The sequence below is a fragment of the Streptomyces sp. NPDC041970 genome, assembly GCF_055588985.1.
In genome coordinates, this window is record NZ_JBVJCD010000033.1 from 22,982 (window position 1) to 39,754 (window position 16,773).

The 16,773-nt window shown below is 72.9% G+C and carries 16 protein-coding genes; 3 read left to right on the forward strand and 13 right to left on the reverse strand.

Features of this window, described 5'->3' with window-relative positions; genetic code table 11:
• The first annotated feature begins 190 nt into the window (after window positions 1-190).
• Window positions 191-1,555 (forward strand): cryptochrome/photolyase family protein, encoded by a 1,365-nt coding sequence (locus tag ACZ6EJ_RS17645; RefSeq protein WP_469268038.1) that lies wholly within the window; start codon window positions 191-193, stop codon window positions 1,553-1,555.
• A 145-nt stretch (window positions 1,556-1,700) separates the two neighbouring features.
• On the forward strand, window positions 1,701-2,138 hold the full coding sequence (locus tag ACZ6EJ_RS17650) for an SPW repeat protein (protein ID WP_469268040.1): 438 nt from the start codon (window positions 1,701-1,703) through the stop codon (window positions 2,136-2,138).
• Between the two features lie 143 nt (window positions 2,139-2,281).
• Here ACZ6EJ_RS17650 and ACZ6EJ_RS17655 read toward each other — a convergent pair whose 3' ends face one another.
• From ACZ6EJ_RS17655 to ACZ6EJ_RS17705, 11 genes are all read right to left on the reverse strand, one after another.
• Entirely contained in the window at window positions 2,282-5,122 is a 2,841-nt protein-coding gene (locus ACZ6EJ_RS17655) for a DEAD/DEAH box helicase (protein ID WP_469268041.1), read from the reverse strand.
• Between the two features lie 200 nt (window positions 5,123-5,322).
• The gene (tatC, locus tag ACZ6EJ_RS17660) at window positions 5,323-6,288 is read right to left on the reverse strand and encodes a twin-arginine translocase subunit TatC (RefSeq protein WP_469268043.1); all 966 of its coding nucleotides are present in this window, start codon (window positions 6,286-6,288) and stop codon (window positions 5,323-5,325) included.
• A 48-nt stretch (window positions 6,289-6,336) separates the two neighbouring features.
• On the reverse strand, window positions 6,337-6,633 hold the full coding sequence (gene tatA / locus ACZ6EJ_RS17665) for a Sec-independent protein translocase subunit TatA (protein WP_469268045.1): 297 nt from the start codon (window positions 6,631-6,633) through the stop codon (window positions 6,337-6,339).
• A gap of 217 nt (window positions 6,634-6,850) precedes the next feature.
• Entirely contained in the window at window positions 6,851-7,048 is a 198-nt protein-coding gene (locus ACZ6EJ_RS17670) for a hypothetical protein (protein WP_469268046.1), read from the reverse strand.
• Between the two features lie 54 nt (window positions 7,049-7,102).
• Window positions 7,103-7,399 (reverse strand): hypothetical protein, encoded by a 297-nt coding sequence (locus tag ACZ6EJ_RS17675; protein WP_469268048.1) that lies wholly within the window; start codon window positions 7,397-7,399, stop codon window positions 7,103-7,105.
• 23 nt (window positions 7,400-7,422) lie between these two features.
• On the reverse strand, window positions 7,423-8,379 hold the full coding sequence (locus ACZ6EJ_RS17680; RefSeq protein WP_469268050.1) for a helix-turn-helix transcriptional regulator: 957 nt from the start codon (window positions 8,377-8,379) through the stop codon (window positions 7,423-7,425).
• 12 nt (window positions 8,380-8,391) lie between these two features.
• Window positions 8,392-9,345 carry a helix-turn-helix transcriptional regulator gene (locus ACZ6EJ_RS17685; protein WP_469268052.1) on the reverse strand — a complete coding sequence of 318 codons (954 nt, stop codon included), beginning with the start codon at window positions 9,343-9,345 and terminating at the stop codon, window positions 8,392-8,394.
• Between the two features lie 137 nt (window positions 9,346-9,482).
• Entirely contained in the window at window positions 9,483-9,854 is a 372-nt protein-coding gene (locus ACZ6EJ_RS17690; protein ID WP_469268055.1) for an FKBP-type peptidyl-prolyl cis-trans isomerase, read from the reverse strand.
• Window positions 9,855-9,897: 43 nt separating this feature from the next.
• The gene (locus ACZ6EJ_RS17695; RefSeq protein ID WP_469268056.1) at window positions 9,898-10,833 is read right to left on the reverse strand and encodes an FKBP-type peptidyl-prolyl cis-trans isomerase; all 936 of its coding nucleotides are present in this window, start codon (window positions 10,831-10,833) and stop codon (window positions 9,898-9,900) included.
• Between the two features lie 104 nt (window positions 10,834-10,937).
• A complete protein-coding gene (pafA, locus tag ACZ6EJ_RS17700; protein WP_469268058.1) occupies window positions 10,938-12,299 on the reverse strand; it encodes a Pup--protein ligase in 1,362 nt (453 codons plus the stop codon).
• A 9-nt stretch (window positions 12,300-12,308) separates the two neighbouring features.
• The gene (locus ACZ6EJ_RS17705) at window positions 12,309-13,568 is read right to left on the reverse strand and encodes an MFS transporter (protein WP_469268060.1); all 1,260 of its coding nucleotides are present in this window, start codon (window positions 13,566-13,568) and stop codon (window positions 12,309-12,311) included.
• Between the two features lie 137 nt (window positions 13,569-13,705).
• On the opposite strand from ACZ6EJ_RS17705, the gene ACZ6EJ_RS17710 reads away from it, so the two are divergent.
• Window positions 13,706-14,734, forward strand: a complete 1,029-nt coding sequence (locus ACZ6EJ_RS17710) for a LacI family DNA-binding transcriptional regulator (RefSeq protein WP_469268061.1) — start codon at window positions 13,706-13,708, stop codon at window positions 14,732-14,734.
• Window positions 14,735-14,779: 45 nt separating this feature from the next.
• Here the strand turns inward: ACZ6EJ_RS17710 and prcA are convergent, their stop codons facing one another.
• Window positions 14,780-15,577, reverse strand: coding sequence for a proteasome subunit alpha (prcA, locus tag ACZ6EJ_RS17715; protein WP_469268062.1), 798 nt, complete (start codon window positions 15,575-15,577; stop codon window positions 14,780-14,782).
• A 56-nt stretch (window positions 15,578-15,633) separates the two neighbouring features.
• Window positions 15,634-16,479 carry a proteasome subunit beta gene (prcB, locus tag ACZ6EJ_RS17720; RefSeq protein ID WP_469268063.1) on the reverse strand — a complete coding sequence of 282 codons (846 nt, stop codon included), beginning with the start codon at window positions 16,477-16,479 and terminating at the stop codon, window positions 15,634-15,636.
• Window positions 16,480-16,773 lie beyond the last annotated feature (294 nt).

A 16,773-nucleotide genomic window follows, 5' to 3' on the forward strand; every position in this document is an offset into this window, starting at 1 on the left:
CACCGCGTACGGCGGCCGGTTCCACGCCTCCGCCCGTCCGACCCCGTCTCCGGCGCCCGCCCCGCCGCCCGTGCGAGCCGCGCACCGCCGGGCTTCGGCGGGCGGCCGGGAGACCCCCGGCCACCACCTCCCGCCGACCGGGCGCGCGGACGCCGCCACGTCAGACGACCCCGCGAGGAGCACCCGTTCCATGAGCGTCGCCCTGGTGTTGTTCACGTCCGACCTGCGTCTGCACGACAACCCGGTGCTGCGCTCCGCGCTGCGGGACGCGGACCGGGTCGTCCCCCTGTTCGTCCGGGACGACGGCGTCCACCGGGCCGGGTTCGACGCCCCCAACCGGCTGGCCTTCCTCGCCGACTGCCTGGCCGCCCTGGACGCGGGGCTGCGGCGCCGGGGCGGGAAGCTGGTCGTCCGGCGGGGCGATCCGGCCGCCGAGGTGCGGCGGCTGGCCGAGGAGACGGGCGCGGCCTCGGCGCACGTCGCCGCCGGGGTGAGCCGGTACGCCGCACGGCGCGAGGAGCGGCTGCGGACCGCTCTGGCGGGCGCCGGCTGCGAGCTGCGCGTCCATGACGCGGTGATCACCGCGCTCGCTCCGGGACGGGTCGTCCCGGCGGGCCGGGACCACTTCGCGGTGTTCACCCCGTACGCGCGCCGCTGGGAGGCGGAGGCCGTACGGGGCACGCTGGCCGCCCCGCGCGCGGTCCCGGTGCCCGAGGGCGTCGCCTCCGACCCGCTCCCGGAACGCGGCGCGGTGCGGGGGCTCTCCCCCGGCCTGGCCCGCGGCGGCGAGGACGTCGGCCGCCGCCTCATGGCGGCCTGGCTGAACGGGCCGATGGAGGGGTACGCCGAGGGCCACGACGACCTGTCCGGGGACGCGACGTCCCGGCTCTCCCCCCATCTGCACTTCGGCACGGTGTCCGCCGCCGAACTCGTCCACCGCGCGCGGGCGGCGGGCGGGCCGGGCGGCGAGGCGTTCGTCCGCCAACTGGCCTGGCGCGACTTCCACCACCAGGTGCTGGCGGCCCGCCCCGACGCCGCCTGGTCCGACTACCGGCCGCGCGGCGACCGCTGGCGCCGGGACGCGGACGAGATCACCGCCTGGAAGCTCGGGCGTACGGGCTATCCGCTGGTGGACGCGGCGATGCGGCAGCTCCTGCACGAGGGCTGGATGCACAACCGGGGACGACTGGCGGCCGCGAGCTTCCTCACCAAGACGCTCTACGTCGACTGGCGGGTGGGCGCCCGGCACTTCCTGGACCTGCTGGTGGACGGTGATCTGGCGAACAACCAGCTCAACTGGCAGTGGGTGGCGGGGACCGGCACGGACACCCGGCCCAACCGGGTGCTGAACCCGGTGAGCCAGGGCAGGCGCCTGGACCCGCGCGGCGACTACGTACGGCGGTGGGTGCCGGAGCTGGCGGGGCTGGACGGCTCCGCGGTCCACGAGCCCTGGAAGCTGCCCGGCCGGGACCGGGCGGCCGTCGACTACCCGGACCCGGTGGTGGACCTCGCCGAGGCCCGGTCCCGGTTCGCCCACGCCCGCGGCCTGGACTGACCGGCAGGCGTGGGCGCGTCCGCATCGGTAGACAAGCCCGCAGAACTACACATAAGGGGGAGATAAGCGCAGTATGGAGACAGGGACGCCCGTCGCACACCGCACACGGCGGCGGGGCCCCGCGGACCGAAGGAGACGAGATCTCATGAGCAACGTCTCGCACGCCAGGAGCGACTTGACGGGGCACCCGGACGCCCCGGAGATGCGTGCCCGGTACGACCGCGTCATGGGCGGCCGCGACGTGGCGCTGGTGGACGCACCGGTCTTCCTCGTCGGCCTCTACTGCGCCGTCTCGCCGTGGGTGCTCCACTTCACGGCGGGCCAGCCGGCCCTGATGACGCACAACCTGGTCATGGGCCTCGCCATCGCCGTGCTGGCGCTCGGCTTCACCGCGATGCCCGCGCGCATGTACGGCCTGAGCTGGGCGATGTGCGCCATCGGCGCCTGGGTCGTCGTCTCGACCTGGGTGGTGGGGTCCAGCCCGGACACCGGGGTCGTGATCAACAACGTCGTCGTCGGCGCACTGACCGTCCTGCTCGGCATGGCCTGCGCCGGAGCGGCGGCCAAGAGCCGCAGCACTTAGCCTCCCGCTCGGCGCACGCCGGGCTCGCGGGCCGCGGCCCGGTCCGAGGCGGACCAGGACCCCGCCCCCGCCGACGCCCGGACGCCGCGGAGGGCGGACCCGTGGGCCCGCCCTCCGCTGAAGGCGCCTCCGTCGGCGGCGGGTCAGCCCACCGAGCTGTAGGCCACCACGCCCCGCAGCACCGCGTCCACCGCCTTGCGCGCGTTCCTGGCCACCGTGCTCGTCCCGGCGCTCCCCTCGCGCGGGGCCGCCGCGGCCACCTGGCCCAGCACGTCGATCACCTGCTTGCACCACCGCACGAAGTCGCCCGCGGGCATCTCCGCCTCGCGCAGCACCTCGTCCAGCGTCCGCCCGGAGGCCCACATGTAGACCGCCCAGGCGAAGCCCAGGTCCGGCTCGCGCTGCCCGACCCCTTCCGCCTGGTTGATCTTGAAGTCCTCCTCCAGGGCGTCCAGCCGCCCCCAGATCCGCACCATCTCGCCCATGGCGGCCTTGGCCGGTCCGGACGGCAGCTTGGGGGCGACCGCGTCGTCCGCCTGCCGCGCCTCGTACACCAGGGCCGAGACGCACGCGGCCAGCTCGGCGGGGTTCAGCCCCTCCCAGACGCCGTCCCGCAGGCATTCGCTGGCGAGCAGGTCCAGCTCCCCGTAGAGCCGGGCCAGCCGGCGGCCGTTGTCGGTGACCTCGTTGCCCCGGAGGTAGTCCAGCTCGGTGAGGAGCGCGACGATCCGGTCGAAGGTGCGGGCGATCGTGTTCGTCCGCCCCTCGATCCGCTTCTCCAACTGCCGGGTGTCCCGCCGCAGCCGGTGGTAGCGCTCGGCCCAGCGCGCGTGGTCCTCGCGCTCGTCGCAGCCGTGGCAGGGGTGCGCCCGCAGCTCGGTCCGCAACCGGCTGATCTCGCGGTCGTCGGCCGCCGCGGCGCGCGGCTTGCGGTGCCGCTCGGGCGCGATGTGCCCGGCCTTGGCCCGCAGCGCGGACGCGAGGTCGCGGCGGGACTGCGGCGAGCGCGGGTTGAAGGACTTCGGGACGCGCATCCGCTCCAGCGCCTCCACCGGAACCGGGAAGTCCACCGACGCCAGCCGCTTCACCTGCCGCTCGGCGGTGAGCACCAGCGGCCTCGGCCCGTCGTGGTGGTCGAACCCGCGGTGGCCGTTGGCCCGCCCGGCGGGCAGGCCGGGGTCCAGCACCAGGGCGAGCCCGGCGAACTTGCCGGTCGGCACGTGGATGACGTCACCGGGCTTCAGCTTCTCCAGGGAGGAGGCCGCGGCCGCCCGCCGCTGCGCCGCGCCCTGTTTGGCCAGCTCCGTCTCGCGGTCCTTGAGGTCGCGCCGCAGGCGCGCGTACTCCTCGAAGTCGCCGAGGTGGCAGGTCATGCCCTCCCGGTAGCCCTCCAGGCCCTCCTCGTTGCGCTGGACCTGCCGGGAGATCCCGACGACGGACCGGTCCGCCTGGAACTGGGCGAACGAGGTCTCCAGCAGCTCGCGGGAGCGGTGCCTGCCGAACTGCTGCACCAGGTTGACCGCCATGTTGTACGACGGGCGGAAGCTGGAGCGCAGCGGATACGTACGCGTGCCGGCGAGCCCGGCCAGCGCCGTGGGGTCCATGCCGCGCTGCCACAGGACCACCGCGTGGCCCTCGACGTCGATGCCGCGGCGCCCGGCCCGGCCGGTGAGCTGGGTGTACTCGCCGGGGGTGATGTCGGCGTGCTGCTCGCCGTTCCACTTGACCAGCTTCTCCAGCACGACCGAGCGCGCGGGCATGTTGATGCCGAGCGCCAGGGTCTCGGTGGCGAAGACGGCCTTCACCAGCCCCCGGACGAACAGCTCCTCGACGACCTCCTTGAAGGTCGGGAGCATCCCCGCGTGGTGGGCGGCGATGCCCCGTTCCAGCCCTTCGAGCCATTCGTAGTACCCGAGGACCTGGAGGTCCTCGCCGGGGATGGAGGCGGTCCGCTCCTCGACGATCTCCCGCACCAGGCGGCGCTTGTCCTCGTCGTTGAGCCGGAGCCCGGCGTGCAGGCACTGCTGCACGGCGGCCTCGCAGCCGGCCCGGCTGAAGATGAACGTGATGGCGGGCAGCAGCCCCTCGGAGTCCAGCCGCTCGATGACCTCGGGCCGGCCGGGCGTCCAGATCCGGCTGCGCTGGCGCCGCTCGCGCTCGCGGTCGGCCTCGCGGACCATCTTGCCCCGGCGGCGGTCGCGCGGGTTGTAGCCCTGCTGGTTCTCCATCCGGGCGAGGCGGACCAGGTCCGGATTGACCTCGCGGCGGCCGGCCCCGCGACCGCCGTGGTCGGTCTCCTCCTCGAAGAGGTCGTACATCCTGCGGCCGGCCATCACGTGCTGCCACAGCGGCACCGGCCGGTGCTCGGAGACGATCACCTCGGTGTCGCCGCGCACGGTGTCCAGCCAGTCGCCGAACTCCTCGGCGTTGGAGACGGTGGCGGACAGCGACACCAGGGTCACGGACTCCGGCAGGTGGATGATCACCTCCTCCCACACCGCGCCGCGGAAGCGGTCGGAGAGGTAGTGGACCTCGTCCATGACCACGTATCCCAGGCCGGAGAGCGACTGGGAGCCCGCGTACAGCATGTTCCGCAGGACCTCGGTGGTCATCACGACCACGGGCGCCTCGGAGTTGACGCTGTTGTCGCCGGTCAGCAGCCCGACCTTGTCCGCGCCGTACCGCCTGGCCAGGTCGGCGTACTTCTGGTTGGACAGCGCCTTGATCGGGGTGGTGTAGAAGCACTTGCGGCCCTGCTCCAGGGCCAGGTGCACGGCGAACTCGCCGACGATCGTCTTGCCCGAGCCGGTGGGGGCCGCGACCAGCACGCCCTTGCCCGCCTCCAGGGCCTGGCACGCCTCGACCTGGAACGGGTCCAGTCCGAACTCGTACATCTCCCGGAAGGGCCCGAGAGCCGTCGCCATCTCGGCCGCCCGGAGCCGGGAAGCCTGGTATCGGTCTGCTGGTGAGAGGTCCTCTGTCATCTTGGCTACGAGCCTACCCGGCGCCTCCGACAGTCAGCGCGGTCTTTACCGCCCCGCCCCGCCCGCCCGCGCGCGGCCTCCCCGGCGCCCTCGCCGGCCGCCGGGCGGGCCGTTGCGGCGGCCCCCCGCCGCGTGGAAGCGGCCGGTCGCGCGGCGTGCGCGCCCCGACCGCTTCCACGCGGGATCGATCAGGGAGGGGGTCAGGTGACGTCGTCGTAACCGTTCAGCCGGTGCGACCCGGACGCCTCCGCCTCACCGGACGCCTGCTCCGGCAGCGCGCGGCGCGGGGCCGCGACGGGCTCCACCCGGCCGATGGCCTCGGGGGTCAGGTCGAGCCGCGAGGCCTCGTCGTCGCTCAGCTCGGCGTCGGGGTTCCGGCGCCGGCGGCGCTTGTCGTTGAGGAGGGAGAAGCCGACGGCGACGAAGTAGAGCACCGCGAGCGGACCGGCCAGCAGCAGCATGGAGATGGGCTCGCCGCCGGGGGTGGCGATGGCCGCGAAGGCGGTGAGGCCGATGAGCATCCCGCGCCACCACTGCAGCATCCGGGCGCCCGTGAGGACGCCGGTCATGTTGAGGGCGATCAGCAGCAGCGGCAGTTCGAAGGCCAGGCCGAAGACGATCACCATGCGGGTGATCAGGTCGAGGAAGTCGTCGAGCGGCAGCAGGTTCTTCACGTTGTCCGGCGTGAAGCCGAGCATGATCTCGGCCGTCTCCGGCAGGATCATGTACGCGAGGTAGGCGCCGGCGACGAAGAGCGGGACGCCCGCGGCGACGAACCCGAGGGAGTAGCGCTTCTCCTTCTGGTGGAGACCGGGGGCGACGAAGGCCCACAGTTGGTACAGCCACACGGGCGTCGCGACGAGCACGCCCGCCATGAGGGAGACCTTCAGCGCGATGGTGAAGGGCGACAGCAGCCCGTTGGTGGTCATCTCGGCGCACGGCCGGCCGTTGACCATGGTGATCGCGCCGTTCTTGCAGCCGACCGAGTCGAGGATCGGCTTCATCAGGAACTCGAAGATCTCCTTCTGGAAGAACGCCGCGACGACCACCGCCACGACGATCGCCAGAACGGCCTTCAGCAGCCGGTTGCGCAACTCACGCAGGTGATCGAGGAGGGGCATCCGCCCCTCGTCGTCCTTCTCCTGCTTGCGGGCAGACTTGAGCAACCCACTTCCCTCGTCTCGTGCGGCGGCTGTCGGCGGAGCGCGCCGCTGTCAGCTCTGGGTGGTGGGCTTGGCCTCGTTGACCGGGCGGGAGCTGGTGACGTCTCCCGGCGCGGCCTGGATGGTGCGCGCGGTGGGGGGCTGCGGGGCGGTGGCCGGGTCCGGGACGGTCTCCGTCGTGGGCGCGGCGGCCGCGTCGTCCCGCTTCATCGCCTTGGCCTCGCTCTTGAGGATGCGGGCCGACTTGCCGAGCGAGCGCGCCATGTCGGGCAGCTTCTTGGCACCGAAGAGCAGCAGGATGACAGCGATGATCAGAACGATCTCGAGGGGCTTCAGATTGCCGATCATGTGCGACTTCCTTCTCACTGAGGCGGCTGGGGGTGGGCTCGCGACCCGGCGGACCGGGCATACGTCCGATCATTGCGCTGGCAGCGATCGTAACCCTCGGGGGTGAACGCCGGGCAATGCCCGTGCGTACGGGGGCTTGCGGCCCGTGCCTCCCTCCTCGGGCCGACCCCATGCAGCGTACCCCTCGCCACGCGCGAGCATCAGGCCGCACGGTTCGCTAGCGCAGGCTCTCGCCGGTGGCCGCGAGGCGCGTGGCCGCGCGTTCCAGCTCCTCCGAGGCCCGGTTCACGCGCTCGGCGGCGGTCGCGACCTGCCGGCCGAGACGCCGGACCTCGACGAAGACCTTGGCGCCGAGCACGCCGAGGACGGCGATGCCCAGGAATCCGAGGGCGATGGCGAGCATGGGCCAGAACATGCGGGGGGCCTCTCTGTGTGCGGCGCCTCTCGGGCGCCCGCGCCGCGGCGGTCGCTACGGGGCGGTGTGCAGGCGCAGCGTCCGCACGCCGCCGCCGGTGAGCAGTTCGATGATGCGCTCCCCGGCGGGCTTGCGGACCGAGGCGCCGCACTCGGGGCAGGTGAAGGTGTAGAAGGTGGTGCGGCTGCTGGCGCCGATCGCCAGCCGCAGCGCCGCCGCCCCGAGTTCGAAGCGGCCATGGCAGTCGGGGCAGGCCGCGCGGAACCGTACGGCGGCGGTGACCGGGACCGGGATCGGCGCGGTGGCCGGATGGGGTCCGGCGCCGGCCTCGGGCGCGGGGGTCCGGTTCATCGTCGTCTCCGCTCCCCCGTGCCTCAGACGGCCTCGTCGTAGGCGGCGAGCGCCTCGCGGGCCGCGAGGCGGGCGCTGTCGGCCAGCTCCGGCGGGGCCACGATGCGGCCTTCGCCGCCGAGGCGCAGGGCGAGCCGGCGCAGCGAGGCCGGGTCCGGGGTGCGCAGGGTGATCCGCAGTCCGCCGTCGGGCAGTTCCTCGGCCAGGTCGTGCGGGTAGTACTCCGCGACCCAGCGGCCCCCGGCGCCGACCTCGATCACGACCTCGGGGTCCTCGGCGGCCGGCTGGACGAGCCCGGCGGAGAGGTCGCGCAGCTCCAGCTCGGGGGGCGCGGAGGGGGCGTCCAGCAGCCGGATCTCGGCGACCCGGTCCAGCCGGAAGGTGCGCCGGGCCTCGGAGAGCCGGCACCAGCCCTCCATGTAGGTGTGCCCGACGGCGAACAGGCGGATCGGGTCGACCTCGCGTTCGGTCAGCTCGTCGCGGGCGGGCGAGTAGTACCGCAGCCAGAGCCTGCGGCGCTCGGAGATGGCCCGGTCGACGTCGGCGAAGACGCCGCCCTCCGATTCGAAGGTGACCGAGAGCCGGGAACTGGCCGCGCCGGACTCGCCCGCGGCCGTCTCCAGCTTGGCGGTCGCGCGGACCAGGGCGAGCCGGTCGCTCTCGCGCAGTCCGGGCAGCGTGGCCACGGCGCGGGCGGCGACGAGCAGCGCGGTGGCCTCGTCGGCGGCGAGGCGCAGCGGCTCGGCGACGTCGTCCGGGTTGTGCCACCAGATCCGGTCGCCGTCGGTGTCGATGTCGAGGAGGTCCCCGCCGCGGAAGCTGGTGCCGCACATGGGCAGGACGTCGAGGTCGGAGATCAGCTCGTCCTCGGTGATCCCGAAGGCCCGCGCCACGTCCTGGACGTGGGCGCCGGGGCGCTCGCGCAGATACGTCACGAGGGAGAGCATCCGGCGGGTCTGGTCGATCGCGTTCGTGGCCATCGCTGCGGTCCCCTAGTCCTTGGCGACGGCGCGCAGCCGGTCCACCACGTCGGCCCGCAGATCGGCGGGCTCCTCCACGACGACGTCCGGGCCGAACTCGACCAGCCAGGCGTCCAACCCGTGTCCGTACGGGATCTCCAGCTCGTCCCAGCCGTCGCCGCGCTCCGCCACCCTGGTCGCCCGCGACCGCAGCGGGTAGCCGGCCCCGGCGCGCAGTCTGATCCGGGCGGTGCGGGTCGCGGTCTCGCCGGCCCAGCTCTCGACGGTCTCGCGCACGGTGACCACGTCGGGGACCCCGGCGGTGAAGGCTCCGGAGCGGGAGCGGACTTTGCCGGTGATGCGGGAGAGCCGGAAGACGCGTTCGGCGCCCCGGTCCCGGTCCCAGCCCGCGAGATACCAGTGCCCGCGCCAGCACTCGAGGGTCCAGGGCTCGACCTGGCGCTGCTCGGCGCGGGCGGAGTTGGCCTTGCGGTAGTCGAAGGTGACGGGCCGGCGGTCGCGGCAGGCCAGCATCAGGGGCTCGAACGCGGCCTCGTGCACGGGGATACGGGGTTCGAGGGCGCTGTGCGCCTCGTAGGCGTCCTCGGCCTCCGGCATCCCGGCGGCCCGCAGCTTCTGGAGGGCGCCGCTGGCGGCCCCGGCGAGGCGGGCCTGCTGCCAGACCTTGGCCGCCAGCCCGAGGGCGGCGGCCTCCTCGGCGTCCAGGGTGATGGGGGGCAGCCGGTTGCTGTCGCGGCGGGCCAGGTAGCCGGTGTCGCCGTCCAGGTTCTCGACGGTCTCGATGACCAGTCCGAGCTCGCGCAGATCGTCCTTGTCCCGCTCGAACATCCGGTTGAAGGAGTCGTCGGTGCCCGCTTCGAGGTAGGCCTCGATGGAACCGCGCAGCTCGCGCTTGCTGAGCGGGCGACGGGTCCCCAGCAGGCACAGCGCGAGGTTCATCAGCCGCTCGGCCTTGGCAATCGCCATCGACGCCCTTTCTCGTTGTGCTCCACGCCCGTCGACCGTACCGCTCCGGCGGGTGGGGACCAAAGCGGGGCCGGGGGCCGGACGCGGCGGAGGGCCCCCGCCGTGCGGCGGGGGCCCTCCGGTGCGGGACGAGCGGGTCAGACGGAGACCAGGTCGCAGACGAAGATCAGCGCCTCACCGGGGGCGATGGCGTTGCCCGCGCCGCGGTCGCCGTAGGCGAGGTGGGCGGGGATGGTCAACTGGCGGCGGCCGCCGACCTTCATGCCCTGCACGCCCTGGTCCCAGCCGGCGATGACCTGGCCGACGCCGAGCTGGAAAGCCAGGGGGGCGCCGCGGTTCCACGAGGCGTCGAACTCCTCGCCGGTGGAGAAGGCCACGCCCACGTAGTGGACCTGGACCCGGTCGCCCTTCTTCGCGACGGGGCCGTCGCCCTCCCAGATGTCCTTGATCACCAGGTCGGTCGGCGGCTCGCCACCCGGGAAGTCGATCTCGGGCTTCTCGATGCTCACGTGTACTGCTCCTCAAAATGATGAACGGGCAACCGGGACAGTCTTACACCTTGGTCAGGATGTCCACGGCGAAGACCAGGGTCGAGTCCTTCGGGATGGCCTGCTGCGCCTGGCCGCCGAACGCCTGGTCCGGCGGGATGACGAGCAGCACCCGGCTGCCGACCTTCTTGCCGACCAGGCCGTTCTTCAGGCCCTTGAGGGTCACCTGGGAGAGCGGGAAGGTCTGGGTCTTGCCCTGGGCGTAGGTGTTGTCGAACTCCTTGGAGCCCTTCCAGAGCACGCCCACGTAGTTCACGACGACGCTGTCGGAGTCCTTGACGACCTCGCCGTCGGACTCCAGGACGTAGTTGGAGACCAGCTTCTTCGGCGGGTCGCTCTTCGGGATGGTGACCTTGGGGGCCTTGCCGTCCGTCTCGACGCCGACCTTGGGCAGGTCGATGTCGTCCTGCGCGACCTCGGTCCCCTTGGCGGAGGCCGGGATCTGCGTGGCCTTCAGGATGTCGACGACGAACACCAGGGTGGCGTTGGGCTTGATGTCGCCCTGCCCCTTCTCGCCGTAGCCGAGGTCCGGCGGGATGACCAGCTCGACGCGGCTGCCGGCCTTCTGGCCGACCAGGCCCTTGTCCCAGCCCTGGATGACCATCCCGGCGCCGAGCGTCAGGTCGAAGGGCTGCTTGCGGTCGAAGCTGTTGTCGAACGGCTCGGTGGAGTCCCAGGCCTGGCCGAGGTAGTTGACCTGGATCGCGTCGCCGTTCTTGAGCTTCGCCCCGTCGCCCTCGCTGACCACCTCGGTCGTCAGCTTCTTGGGCGGATCGCCCTCGCCCTTGGAGAGGGTGGGCTTCTCGCCGAACTTCTCACCCGCGGTGATCGCGGGGACGCCGTTCTTGGGCGAGGCGGAGTCGGAGTCCTTTTCACTGCCGCAGGCCACTGCCGACAGCAGCAGGAGGGGGGCGACGAGAAGGCCGGCAATTCGGCGCACTGGTTCCTCAGATCTCAGGGGGCACGGTGGTTCGGTCCCCTGACACTCTAAGGGCTGTCCCGCGGTCGCCGGCGGAACAGCCCTCAGAGCCCGGTGCGGGCGGGCTACATGCCCGCGATGAGCTTCTCCACCCGCTCGTCCACGGAGCGGAACGGGTCCTTGCACAGCACCGTGCGCTGCGCCTGGTCGTTGAGCTTGAGGTGGACCCAGTCGACGGTGAAGTCCCGCCGCTGCTCCTGGGCCCGGCGGATGAAGTCGCCGCGCAGCCGCGCCCGAGTGGTCTGTGGGGGCACCGACTTGCCCTCGAAGATCTTCAGGTCGTTGCAGATGCGGGCCGTCTGCCCCTTGCGCTCCAGGAGGTAGAACAGGCCCCGGCGGCGGTGGATGTCGTGGTAGGCGAGGTCTATCTGGGCGACCCGCGGGTTCGACATGGTCATGTTGTGCTTGGCCCGGTACCGCTCGATGAGCTTGTACTTCATGACCCAGTCGATCTCGGTGCCGATCCGGTCGAGGTCCTCGGCCTCGATCGCGTCCAACGAGCGGCCCCACAGCTCCAGGACCTGGTCGACGGTGCCGGTGCGGATCTCCCGGCGCTCGACGAAGTCCACGGCCTTCTCGTAGTACTCCCGCTGGATCTCTATGGCCGAGGCCTCCCGGCCGCTGGCCAGGCGCACCTTGCGCTGCCCGGTGAGGTCGTGGCTGACCTCGCGGATGGCCCGGATCGGGTTCTCCAGGGTGAGGTCGCGCATCACCGTGCCCGCCTCGATCATGCGCAGGACCAGGTCGGTGGCGCCGACCTTGAGCAGCATGGTCGTCTCGGACATGTTGGAGTCGCCGACGATGACGTGGAGGCGGCGGTAACGCTCCGCGTCCGCGTGGGGCTCGTCGCGGGTGTTGATGATCGGGCGCGACCGGGTGGTCGCGGAGCTGACGCCCTCCCAGATGTGCTCGGCGCGCTGGCTGACGCAGTAGACCGCGCCGCGGGGGGTCTGGAGCACCTTGCCCGCCCCGCAGATCAACTGCCGCGTGACGAGGAACGGGATGAGGATGTCCGCGAGCCGGGAGAATTCCCCGTGCCGGGCCACGAGGTAGTTCTCGTGGCAGCCGTAGGAGTTTCCCGCCGAGTCGGTGTTGTTCTTGAAGAGGTAGACGTCGCCCGCGATCCCCTCCTCGTGCAGGCGGCGTTCGGCGTCGACGAGCAGGCCTTCCAGAATGCGCTCGCCCGCCTTGTCGTGCGTGACCAGCTCGGTCACGTTGTCGCACTCGGGTGTCGCGTATTCCGGATGCGATCCAACGTCGAGGTAGAGGCGGGCGCCGTTCCGCAGGAAGACGTTGCTGCTGCGGCCCCATGACACGACACGGCGGAAGAGGTAGCGCGCCACTTCGTCAGGTGACAGTCGGCGCTGTCCCCTGAACGTGCACGTGACGCCGTACTCGTTCTCCAGCCCGAAAATGCGGCGGTCCATGACTGAACATTACGCCTGACGGCCTGTGCTGAAACCGGGTTCGACGGCACCGTTTCGATCATTTTCCGCATCCGCCGCGGCACGGGACGTACGGCCGGGAGGCGCGAGGGCCTTTCCGGTGGCCAGCAGGACCACCAGCGCCGCCGCTCCCCCGGCCCCCGCGACGGCGAAGCCCCAGGCGGTGGAGCCGTGCTCGACGGCCGGGCCCGCCACGGCCGTTCCGACCGCCGCGCCTACGCCGAACGTGGTGACGAGCCAGGAGAACGCCTCGGTCACCGTGCCGCGCGGGGCGTGCCGGTCCACCACGATGAAGGAGCAGGCGATCGCCGGGGCGAGGAACACGCCGGCGAGGGCGGTGAGGGCGGTCATCGCGGGCACCGAGGGGGTCAGCGCCAACGGCAGGTAGCCGAGCGCCAGGAGGCCCACGATGACCCGCAGCCGCCGCTCGGGCGCTCCGGCCCACTGCCGCGCGCCGTAGGCCAGGCCGCCGATCAGCGCGCCGAACCCGAGGGCGGCCATCAACCAGCCGTAGACGGAGGCGCGGCCGTGGTCGTCGGCGTACGCGACCCCGGCCACGGTGATGGAGCCGAGCGCGAGCCCGACGAAGAAGAACGCGCCGAGCAGGGCGAGGAGTCCGGGCGAGCGCAGGGCGCCGAGCCAGTGCGCCTCGCGCGGCGCGGAGCGCCAGGTGCGCGAGGGTTCCGACAGGACGACGGACAGGGCGCCGAGCACGCCCGCGGCGTTGATGACGAGCAGTGCGGCGGCCGGGGACCAGAGCGAGACGAGCACCGTCACCAGCAGCGGGCCCACGGTGAACATGACCTCCTGCGCCACCGCGTCCAGGGCGTACGCCCGGTGCACCCGGTCCTCGCGCTGGAGCACGCCGGGCCACAGGGCCCGCAGCCCGCCCTCCAGCGGCGGGGTGGCGATTCCGGCGACGGCGACGGCGAGGCAGGCCAGCGGGAGCGAGCCGATGCCGACGACCGTGAGCAGGGCCATGCCGAGCGCGGAGAGGACGGCGGCGGGGAACTGGACGCGCGGCTGTCCGTACAGGTCCACCGCCCGCCCCAGCAGCGGCTGACCCGCGGCGGTGGCGAGCCCGTACACCGCGGCCAGCGCCCCGGCCAGGGTGTAGCTGCCGCCCTCGGCGCGGGTGAACAGCACGAGCGCGATGTGCGCGGTGCCGTTGGGCAGCCGTCCCACCAGGGTGCCCGCCAGCAGCCGGGCCGCGTGCCGCGCCCGGAGGATGTCCAGATATCCCGCGGCCATTCCCGCCCCTCTCCGCCTCGGCCGGACGGTCGCCCGCCTCCGAGGTTGTACGTATAACGTCGGGGGTCATACGTACCATGTGCGCAGTCCGCGGGTCCACCCTCGCGGCGCCGGCAGACACCCGCACGGAGGCCGAAGTGAGCAGCGCGCACCAGTCCGTCCCCGCCCGGCCCACCAGCCGGGACGTGGCCCGTGCGGCGGGTGTGTCCCAGGCGACGGTCTCGCTCGTGCTCGGGGGGAAGTGGCCCGGCCGGGTGTCCGAGGCCACGGCCCGGCGGGTCCGCGACAGCGCGGCGGAGCTGGGCTACCGGCCCAACCTGGCGGCCCGCAGCCTGCGGCTCGGCCGCACGAGGACGGCGCTGCTGGTGGTGCCCGCGCTCACCAACGAGTTCTTCGCCCGCGTCTACGCCGGGGCGGCGGCCGTCGCCGCCGAGCACGACTTCGGCGTGGTGCTCTACCCCTCCCCCGACGGCACGGGCCCGGCCCGCGACCCCTTCGCCTCGGCCCGCGCGGCGCTCGACGGGGTGATCGCCTCCTCGATGGCCGCCGACGCCCTCGACGCGCTGCGCGGGGCCGGGCTGCCGCTGGTGATGCTGGACAGCGACCCGGCGGGGGCGGGGCCCGCGGCCCGCGTCAACCTCGACATCGCCGACGGTATGCGGCAGGTGACGGGCCATCTGCTGGGCCTGGGCCACCGCCGCTTCCTGCATCTGGCCTCCGCCGTGGACACCTGGACGTTCACCGTCCGCGCCGAGGCGCTGCGGAGGGAGCTGGGTGCCGCGCCCGGCGCGACGGTGCGCACGGTACGGGCTCCGCTGGACGTGCGGGCGGCGCGGGAGGTCGCCGAACAGGCGCTGGCCGGGTCCGGGGACCGGCCCACCGCGATCGTCTGCGACGACGACATCCTGGCGGCGGGCGCCTGCAAGGCGGCCCGCCGGCTGGGGCTGCGGGTGCCGGATGAGCTGTCGGTCACCGGGTTCGACGATCTCTCGCTGGCCACCGCCCTCGAACCGGAGCTGACCACGGTGCGGCTGCCCGCCGAGCAGGTGGGCGAACGCGGTATGGAAGCACTGCTCGCCGTGTTGGAGGGCCGCCCGGCCGAGACCGGCGGCCTCGCCGTCCGCCTCGTCGTACGCGGCTCCACCGCGCCGCCGCTCGGGACATGACGGCGCCCCCGGACGGCGGTCCGGGGGCGCCGGTGGCGCTGCGGCCTACTCCTGCGGGGACTCCGGCGCGGTGCCGGGGGCGCCGTCGGCCGTGTCGGTCTCCTCGGTGTCGGAGGGGGCGTCCGTCGGCGTGCTGCCGGCCGCTTCCGTCTCCAGCAGTCGGGCCAGTTGGCGTCCGACGATCCGCTTGAACTTGCGCTGCTGGGGCCGTGTCCGGTCCAGGACCGCGACCTCCAGGCGGTCGGCCGGGATGTCCCGCTCGCCGCCCCCCGGCTCCCGCGAGAGCGCCTGGACGGCCAGCTTGAGCGCCTCGGCGAGGGTCATGCCGTCGCGGTGGCGCTGGTCGAGGAAGCTGCTGATCTGCTCGGCGTTGCCGCCGACCGCGACCGAGCCGTGCTCGTCGACGATCGAGCCGTCGTGCGGCAGCCGGTAGATCTGGTCGCCGTCCGCGGCGGCGCCGACCTCGGCGACCACCAGCTCCACCTCGTAGGGCTTCTCGGCGGAGCTGGAGAAGATGGTGCCGAGCGTCTGGGCGTAGACGTTGGCGAGCCCGCGGGCCGTCACGTCGGCGCGGTCGTAGGTGTAGCCGCGCAGGTCGGCGTAGCGCACGCCGCCGATGCGGAGGTTCTCGTACTCGTTGTACTTGCCGGCGGCCGCGAAGCCGATCCGGTCGTAGATCTCGCTGAACTTGTGCAGCGCACGGGACGGGTTCTCGCCGACGAACACAATGCCGTCGGCGTACTGCAGCACGACGAGGCTGCGACCGCGGGCGATGCCCTTGCGGGCGTACTCCGCCCGGTCGGCCATGGCCTGCTGGGGTGAGACATAGAACGGCGTCGACACCGGCTATCCGTCCCTTTCTGTCAGTGGCGAATGCGTCTGGGGGCTCGGAGTCCGGGTCAGAGCAGCGCGGCGCGCGGGCCGTCGGGCTGCTCCAGGCGGCGCTCCAGGACCGAGCGCGCGACCTCGGCGGACTCCTGGTCGGTCAGCCTCCGGAAGCCCTCGTCGGTGATGACGGTGACGATCGGGTAGATGCGGCGCGCCACGTCCGGGCCGCCGGTCGCCGAGTCGTCGTCCGCCGCGTCGTACAGTGCCTGGACGACCAGGGTGAGGGCCTGCTCCTGCGTCAGGTCCTCGCGGTAGAGCTTCTTCATCGAGCCGCGGGCGAAGATGGACCCGGAGCCGGTGGCGGCGTAACCGTTCTCCTCGGAGCGGCCGCCGGTGACGTCGTAGGAGAAGATGCGGCCCCGCTCGCGGTCGACGTCGTAGCCCGCGAAGAGGGGGACCACGGCGAGCCCCTGCATGGCCATCGCGAGATTGCCGCGGATCATGGTGGAGAGCCGGTTGGCCTTGCCCTCCAGGGAGAGCTGCGCGCCCTCGACCTTCTCGAAGTGCTCCAGCTCCAACTGGAAGAGCTTGACCATCTCGACGGCCAGTCCGGCGGTGCCGGCGATGCCCACCGCCGAGTACTCGTCGGCCGGGAAGACCTTCTCGATGTCGCGTTGCGCGATCATGTTGCCCATGGTGGCGCGCCGGTCGCCGGCCAGCACGACGCCGCCGGGGAAGGACGCCGCGACGATGGTCGTCCCGTGCGGCGCCTCGATGGCCCCCTTGAGCGGCGGCAGGCTGCGGGCGCCCGGCAGCATCGCGGGCGAGTGGTCGGACAGGAAGTCCATGAACGAGGACGATCCCGGCGTCAGGAAGGCAGCGGGTAGACGCCCGGTGCTCCGAGTGTTGGCTTCCACGCGTTTCCCTCCAGGTATGCGATGGCCCTGCGCGAGAGAGACAGGTTCATCCCCCGACTTGCCGATGGCCGATTCACGGTCGAGACACGTTACGCCACGGACCCTACCCGCCTCCGCGGAGTGATCCACCTGTTCGGCGGGGGTATCTGCGGCGGTCCCGCGGTCCGGGCCCCGACCGGCGGGGGGGGGGGGGGGGGGGGGGGGGGGGGGGGGGGGGGAGGGACCCCCCCCCCCCCCCCCCCCGGGGGCGAATGCAGCGCGGAAGAAAAGGACGGTGTCGCAAAGCGCACCCTT

Bases quoted from the DNA above. Each gene is read 5' to 3' on its own strand.
- ACZ6EJ_RS17645 (WP_469268038.1), top strand. From the start codon at position 191: ATGAGCGTCGCCCTGGTGTTGTTCACGTCCGACCTGCGTCTGCACGAC.
- ACZ6EJ_RS17650 (WP_469268040.1), top strand. From the start codon at position 1,701: ATGAGCAACGTCTCGCACGCCAGGAGCGACTTGACGGGGCACCCGGAC.
- ACZ6EJ_RS17655 (WP_469268041.1), bottom strand. From the start codon at position 5,122: ATGACAGAGGACCTCTCACCAGCAGACCGATACCAGGCTTCCCGGCTC.
- tatA (WP_469268045.1), bottom strand. From the start codon at position 6,633: ATGATCGGCAATCTGAAGCCCCTCGAGATCGTTCTGATCATCGCTGTC.
- ACZ6EJ_RS17670 (WP_469268046.1), bottom strand. From the start codon at position 7,048: ATGTTCTGGCCCATGCTCGCCATCGCCCTCGGATTCCTGGGCATCGCC.
- ACZ6EJ_RS17675 (WP_469268048.1), bottom strand. From the start codon at position 7,399: ATGAACCGGACCCCCGCGCCCGAGGCCGGCGCCGGACCCCATCCGGCC.
- ACZ6EJ_RS17680 (WP_469268050.1), bottom strand. From the start codon at position 8,379: ATGGCCACGAACGCGATCGACCAGACCCGCCGGATGCTCTCCCTCGTG.
- ACZ6EJ_RS17685 (WP_469268052.1), bottom strand. From the start codon at position 9,345: ATGGCGATTGCCAAGGCCGAGCGGCTGATGAACCTCGCGCTGTGCCTG.
- pafA (WP_469268058.1), bottom strand. From the start codon at position 12,299: ATGGACCGCCGCATTTTCGGGCTGGAGAACGAGTACGGCGTCACGTGC.
- ACZ6EJ_RS17705 (WP_469268060.1), bottom strand. From the start codon at position 13,568: ATGGCCGCGGGATATCTGGACATCCTCCGGGCGCGGCACGCGGCCCGG.